Source organism: Candidatus Cryosericum odellii (genome assembly GCF_003570935.1).
In the GTDB taxonomy this organism is placed as follows: domain Bacteria; phylum Caldisericota; class Caldisericia; order Cryosericales; family Cryosericaceae; genus Cryosericum; species Cryosericum odellii.
On record NZ_QXIU01000037.1, the window covers coordinates 535 to 6,445 of the forward strand.

At 55.4% G+C, this 5,911-nt stretch carries 8 protein-coding genes and 1 tRNA gene; all 9 read left to right on the forward strand.

Features of this window, described 5'->3' with window-relative positions:
• Positions 1 to 64: 64 nt before the first annotated feature.
• Complete coding sequence (gene ruvC, locus SMC5_RS01355) at positions 65 to 580, forward strand: crossover junction endodeoxyribonuclease RuvC (RefSeq protein WP_119089805.1); 516 nt, start codon at positions 65 to 67, stop codon at positions 578 to 580.
• Positions 564 to 1,157, forward strand: a complete 594-nt coding sequence (ruvA, locus tag SMC5_RS01360) for a Holliday junction branch migration protein RuvA (RefSeq protein WP_119119286.1) — start codon at positions 564 to 566, stop codon at positions 1,155 to 1,157. Before ruvC ends, ruvA begins: the two co-directional genes overlap by 17 nt.
• A gap of 3 nt (positions 1,158 to 1,160) precedes the next feature.
• Positions 1,161 to 2,225 (forward strand): Holliday junction branch migration DNA helicase RuvB, encoded by a 1,065-nt coding sequence (gene ruvB, locus SMC5_RS01365; protein ID WP_119119287.1) that lies wholly within the window; start codon positions 1,161 to 1,163, stop codon positions 2,223 to 2,225.
• A 96-nt stretch (positions 2,226 to 2,321) separates the two neighbouring features.
• Positions 2,322 to 2,413 (forward strand) — tRNA-Ser (locus SMC5_RS01370).
• A 24-nt stretch (positions 2,414 to 2,437) separates the two neighbouring features.
• The gene (locus SMC5_RS01375; RefSeq protein ID WP_119119288.1) at positions 2,438 to 3,217 is read left to right on the forward strand and encodes a type III pantothenate kinase; all 780 of its coding nucleotides are present in this window, start codon (positions 2,438 to 2,440) and stop codon (positions 3,215 to 3,217) included.
• Entirely contained in the window at positions 3,214 to 4,206 is a 993-nt protein-coding gene (gene dusB / locus SMC5_RS01380) for a tRNA dihydrouridine synthase DusB (RefSeq protein WP_119119289.1), read from the forward strand. The genes SMC5_RS01375 and dusB overlap by 4 nt, the downstream gene beginning before the upstream one ends.
• Positions 4,196 to 4,735, forward strand: a complete 540-nt coding sequence (gene greA, locus SMC5_RS01385; RefSeq protein ID WP_207798950.1) for a transcription elongation factor GreA — start codon at positions 4,196 to 4,198, stop codon at positions 4,733 to 4,735. The genes dusB and greA overlap by 11 nt, the downstream gene beginning before the upstream one ends.
• A gap of 144 nt (positions 4,736 to 4,879) precedes the next feature.
• Entirely contained in the window at positions 4,880 to 5,227 is a 348-nt protein-coding gene (locus SMC5_RS11365; RefSeq protein ID WP_165848918.1) for an amino acid--tRNA ligase-related protein, read from the forward strand.
• Positions 5,228 to 5,240: 13 nt separating this feature from the next.
• On the forward strand, positions 5,241 to 5,911 hold a 671-nt coding region (locus SMC5_RS01395), incomplete at its 3' end, for an amino acid--tRNA ligase-related protein (RefSeq protein ID WP_320409818.1).

Sequence of the window (5,911 nt, forward strand, 5' to 3'; positions counted from 1 at the left end):
TTCTCCAACTATGAAATGAGCGACGAGATCATTAAACTGCTGGAGCAGGAAAGCTAGAGACTGTATGCTTACTCTGGGAATCGATCCCGGACTGGCACGCATCGGCTACGGTGTCGTCTCATCAGACGGCGACACCGTAGCCCTTCTTGACTATGGGTGCCTGGAGACCCATCCTGGCACGCCATATCCGGACAGGCTCAAGTACATCTACGACGGCGTCCGCCGACTCGTCCGCAGGTACAAGCCGGATGCAGTGGCGCTCGAGTCTCTATTTTTCTTTCGAAACGCCCGTACGGTCATGAAGGTCAGTGAGGCGCGTGGAGTCATTGTCCTTGCCATCGGCACATGTCATGTTCCTGCGTTTGAGTACACCCCTCAGCAGGTGAAGCAGGCCGTCTCATCATATGGCATGGAAAGCAAGAAGAACGTGGAGATTGCTGTGCGCCAGATTCTTGGTGTCGAGGAGCATATTACGCCTGACGATACAGCGGACGCAATTGCCATCGCCCTCTGCCATACGTTCACGGGGGCCTATCGCGAGGCAGTTCTGGCGGAGGAGACCGATGATTGCTCTGATTAGGGGAACCGTATATCGCAGATTGGATTCCGCCGTCATCGTTCTTGTCGGCGACATCGGGTATGAGGTAAGAGTGGTGGATCCCACCATGTTCGAGGTGGGGGAAGAGGTCGAACTGCGGACATACCATGTCGTCAAGGAAGACCGGCAGGAGCTCTACGGTTTCGTCGAACAGTTGGACTATGAAGTTTTCGCCGACCTGGTCGAGCATGTTCCGGGTGTTGGCGCCAAGACCGCCCTGAACCTTCTGCGTGCTGTACCTGCGTCTCGCCTCATCGAGGCAGTGCGGGAACAGAGTGTTGGGTTACTCACTTCTGCGCCCGGCATAGGGAAGAAAAATGCCGAGCGTATCCTCATCGAGCTGCGCCCGATCGTCAACCGCAAGTACGCTGAACTTCTGTCCGCAGAGGGCATGACGGGAACGGAACCCACCGTGTTGGCAGAGGTGGAGATGGCGCTCCGGTCTCTCGGGTACTCACAACGAGAGATCAGTGGCTCTCTCCGGGAGCTTGGCCCTGCGAAGGACCGTTCGGCTGAGGAACTCGTGAGTGATGCCTTGCAGCACCTTTCGAGGAAATAGGATATGGCTGCCGGCGAAGAGAAGCGTGTACGTCGGAAAGTACCTGTTGCTCAAACCCCACCACCGTCGGGGAAGTCCGAGGGTGATGCTGTGGGCTCGACGTTGCGGCCGCGGCGCCTTGAGGATTTCATTGGACAGGAGCAGCTGCGGCGCAACTTGGCCATTTTCATCAGGGCTGCACTGAGCCGCAAAGAGCCTTTGGACCACTGCCTGCTCTACGGGGCTCCTGGTCTGGGCAAGACAACGCTGGCACAAATCATTGCCGTGGAACTTGGTGTGCGGTTCAAGTATACGAGCGGACCGGCACTCACACGGGCAGGTGATCTTGCCAGCATTCTGGCATCGCTCAGAGAGCGGGACGTGCTGTTCATCGACGAGATTCATCGTCTGCCTCCCGCGGTGGAAGAAGGACTCTATGCTGCAATGGAGGATTTTCAACTGCCCATCATTCTCGGGAAGGGGCCGAGCGCCAAAACACTTACGATACGTCTCAAGCCGTTCACTCTCATAGGAGCGACTACTCGGTTTGGCATGTTGTCCGCCCCTCTTCGCGACAGATTCGGTATCGTCATGCGCATGGATCCATACAATGAGGAGGAACTGGCCCAGATCATTGCCAATGCCGCCTGCCGGCTTGATACGGTTGTAGAGCCGGCTGCTGCCAGACGCATTGCTGGTCGCTCACGCGGCATTCCTCGCATAGCACTGCGGAACCTGAAACGCATCAGAGACTACCTGGCCTATGCGGGGGGCCCCATCGTCGATGTCAAGCTGGTCGACGAGGCTTTCTCACGGCTCAACATCGACAAGTATGGCTTGCTGGACATCGATCGGCGGCTCCTTGGGGCTATCGATGAAAAGTTCAGAGGCGGTCCTGTGGGCCTCGACAGCCTGGCTTCTGCGATCAGTGAAGACCCCGAGACAGTGTCCGTCGTCATCGAGCCGTATCTGGTGCAGTTGAATTTCATCGCGCGGACATCGCAGGGACGCGTCATAACGGACCTGGGCCGGCGATACCTGAAGGGTCATGATAGCGTCTCCGGCGGCGGGGAAGATGTGCTATTCTGACATCTGCGAAGGCTCTGACCCTTGATAAAGTGAGGGAAGCCAGTATAATTAGCCACAGCCCGTGCAATAGTGCGGGTTTGTCAGTTTCCAAAGCACGGAGAGATGGCCGAGTGGCTGAAGGCACTCGCCTGCTAAGCGAGTGGGTGGCTAATACCGCCTCCCGGGTCCAAATCCCGGTCTCTCCGCCATTCTGGTTTTGAAGGCGCGCCACCATGCTTCTTGCCATTGATGTCGGGAACACCAACATAGTCTGTGGCCTCTTCGACGGTACTGTCCTGCGCGATAGTTGGCGTCTGACGACCGACAGGGGCAAGACTGCCGATGAATACAGCGTGTTCATCCGCAGTCTGTTTCAGTTTTCCGATGTCCAGTTGGGGGACGTAGATTCCGTCGTTCTGGCTTCTGTTGTCCCGCCACTCACGCCAATCATGCGCCGCCTTGTTGATCGCATGTTTCATCTCCGACCCCTCGTGGTTTCGACGGCACTAAATACCAATATCAAATGGGAAGTCGAGTCTCCACCAGAGATGGGGGCCGACCGTATTGCTGATTGTGTCGGCGGATACATGAAATATGGGGGACCCTGTATTATTGTCGATCTCGGGACTGCGACGACGTTCAATTTTGTGACCGGCGATGGAAGGTACCTTGGAGGGTCCATAGCACCTGGCCTTCTCAACTCCAGCGAATCCTTGTTTACCAAGACAGCCAAATTGCCCCGTATTGAACTTGATCGTCCCGCAACGAGCATTGGAATTGATACGATCACGCAGATGCAGGTTGGCGTTGTCTGGGGTATGATCTTTATGGTCGATGGCATGATCCAGCGTATTCGCCAGGACACGGGTTGTCCTGATGCCAGAGTGATCCTGACGGGGGGACTGTCGGGTGTAGTGGTCCCTGGCTTGCAGACAAAGTGTGTGCATGATCCCAATCTCACGCTCGACGGCTTGCGAATCCTCTTTGAGTTGAACAGGGGCGGGACCGAGTGAACATAGGGCCGCTGAAGCTCGAGGGACGTGCCTTTCTTGCGCCCCTTGCGGGGTATGGTGATAGTCCCTTTCGCATTCTGTGCAGGCACTATGGTGCAGCCATGGTATACACAGAGATGGTCTCTTCCCTGGGCATCAAGTTCAGTAACACCAAGACATTCGGGATGCTGGTGTTCGATCCTGTTGAGCATCCTGTTGACTTCCAGATGTTTGGGGCGCGACCTGATGCAATGGCACAAGCTGCAGAGGTTCTGGCGAAGGCTGGGGTCGATGCCATCGACATCAATATGGGATGCCCCGAGCCAAAAATCGTAAAGACCGGTGCCGGATCGGCGCTGCTGAGGGATCTCCCCCTCATCGACGCAATTACGTCCGCCGTCGTGCGGGCAACGCAGTTGCCGGTGACAGTGAAAATACGTAAGGGATTTTTGCTCGACGATAACGTTGCCGAGGAAATCCTGGCTATTTGCGAGAAGAATGGCGTGGCAGCCCTTGCGATTCATGGCAGTACCGCCGTGCAGGGCCGCTCGGGCTCGAAGGACTGGGATGTTATCGCTGCAACAAAGGCGAAGGCGACCATACCAATCATCGCGAACGGAGGCGTCAAGAAGGCGGAGGACGCGAAGAAGTTTCTCGACTATACTAAAGCTGACTATGTAATGATAGGGCGGGCGGCTCTCGGGAATCCGTGGGTCTTCGAGCAGATAAACGATGTTCTCAATGATAGGAGTCCTCGGGAGCCCGGAATTGACGAGCGGTTCAGGATCATGCAGGAACATGTCGACCGCGAGGTTACTCTCAAGGGGGAGATCATTGGAGTCAAGGAGATGCGCAAGCATCTCGCTTTCTACTTCAAGGGCCTCCCTGAGGCGACGACGTATCGAGGGCGCATCAACCAGGTGAAGGAAGCAGACCAGCTGAAGAAGCTGTTGAATGAGTACCGTGCACTGTGCACGGTTGTCAGCGAGGAGGTTCGCCATGATGCATGACGAAGAAGAACTTTCCGACGAAGGAATTGAAATCACTAATGTGCGTGAAGATGAGGAAGAGAAGCTGTACATCAGTCCCTCTCAGCATAAGAAAATGCTTGAGGAGCTCGACAGGCTGAAGACCAAGGAGCGCCTTCGCATCGCAGAGCGCATCAAGGAAGCAAAAGGATTTGGTGATCTCTCGGAGAACGCCGAGTACGAAGAGGCCAAGAAGGAACAGGCGTTTATCGAGGGAACCATCATGGATGTCGAGCGTCAACTCGAGCATTCCGTGGTCGTCGAACCAGGCGATACGGGAACAGGCGAAGTTCACATGGGCTGCAAGGTCCAGGTGCTCGACGTGGAAACTGCCAAGACTCGCTGGTTCACCATCGTCGGCAATCTCGAGGCCGATCCAATGGAAGGTCATATTTCCATTGATAGTCCGGTGGGCAAGGCTCTCGTGGGGAAGCGCGAGAAGGAGACCGTTGCTGTGCGTATCCCTAAGGGCCGAGTCACGTATAAGATTCTCTCCATCGAGAAGGTATAGTCGTGCTGGAACTCAACGAGGTTGAGCAGAGCCGCAAAGACAAGATCGGGGAGCTTCGCGAACAGGGGATCGACCCGTTCGGACATAGTTTTGGGGACGCACTTGCGGCAGCCTACATCGCNNTCCGGGCGGATCCAGCTGTATGTGCGCTCTGACGACCTCAAAGAGCCTGCCTATGACTGGTTCAAGAAGTATGTCGATTCTGGTGACATCATTGGGGTCGAGGGAACACTGTTTGTAACGAAGACCGGAGAGAAGACCATCGCCGTCGCAAGACTATGGGTTCTATCGAAGGCGATCCGAACGTTGCCCGAGAAGTTCCATGGCCTCACGGATGTTGAAATCCGTTATCGCCAACGGTACGTCGATCTCATAGTCAACCCAGAGGTCCGAGACGCTTTTGAGAAGAGGTCTCGCATGGTTTCGCATATCCGGACATATCTGACGGAGCGAGGGTATCTTGAGGTCGAGACNNCATCACAATGCACTTGATCAGGATCTGTTCTTGCGCATTGCCCCAGAATTGTACCTGAAGAGGCTTCTGGTCGGCGGTTTCGAGAAAGTCTTCGAGATCAACCGGAGTTTCAGGAACGAGGGCATCGACACGATTCACAATCCGGAATTCACGATGATGGAACTGTACGAAGCCTATTCAGACCTTGATGGCATGATGAACCTGACCGAGAACCTCATCCTTGATCTGGTCGACAAGGTCACGGGTATGCCGCAGGTGCATATGGGCGAGCGACTGATCAATTTCACCCGTCCATTTGCACGGACTACGTTTGACGAGGCCATGCAGAAGTACGCGGGCGTTGGTCTGGAAGAGTTGCGCGATGATGGGCTGGCGCGTCGTAAGATCGCAGAATTCGGTATTCATATGGACAAGTCGTTCGAATATGCCAACGTCGTGAATGAAGTGTTCGACAAAATGGTTGAGCCCAACTTCATCGATCCGACGTTTGTGCATGACTATCCCGTGGAAATATCTCCGCTTGCCAAGCGCATGGCGGAACAGCCGCAGAGAGTCCAGCGCTTTGAGCTTTTTGCCAGCGGGATGGAGCTTGCCAATGCCTTTACCGAACTCAATGACCCCATGGACCAGGAAGAAAGGTTTACGCAGCAGGTTGCCGCGAAAGCCAGGGGCGATGATGAAAGCCAATCCATGGATTTCGA

Excerpts from the sequence above, each read along its gene's own strand:
- ruvC (WP_119089805.1), top strand. The coding sequence starts at position 65 with ATGCTTACTCTGGGAATCGATCCCGGACTGGCACGCATCGGCTACGGT.
- ruvA (WP_119119286.1), top strand. The coding sequence starts at position 564 with ATGATTGCTCTGATTAGGGGAACCGTATATCGCAGATTGGATTCCGCC.
- ruvB (WP_119119287.1), top strand. The coding sequence starts at position 1,161 with ATGGCTGCCGGCGAAGAGAAGCGTGTACGTCGGAAAGTACCTGTTGCT.
- SMC5_RS01375 (WP_119119288.1), top strand. The coding sequence starts at position 2,438 with ATGCTTCTTGCCATTGATGTCGGGAACACCAACATAGTCTGTGGCCTC.
- greA (WP_207798950.1), top strand. The coding sequence starts at position 4,196 with ATGATGCATGACGAAGAAGAACTTTCCGACGAAGGAATTGAAATCACT.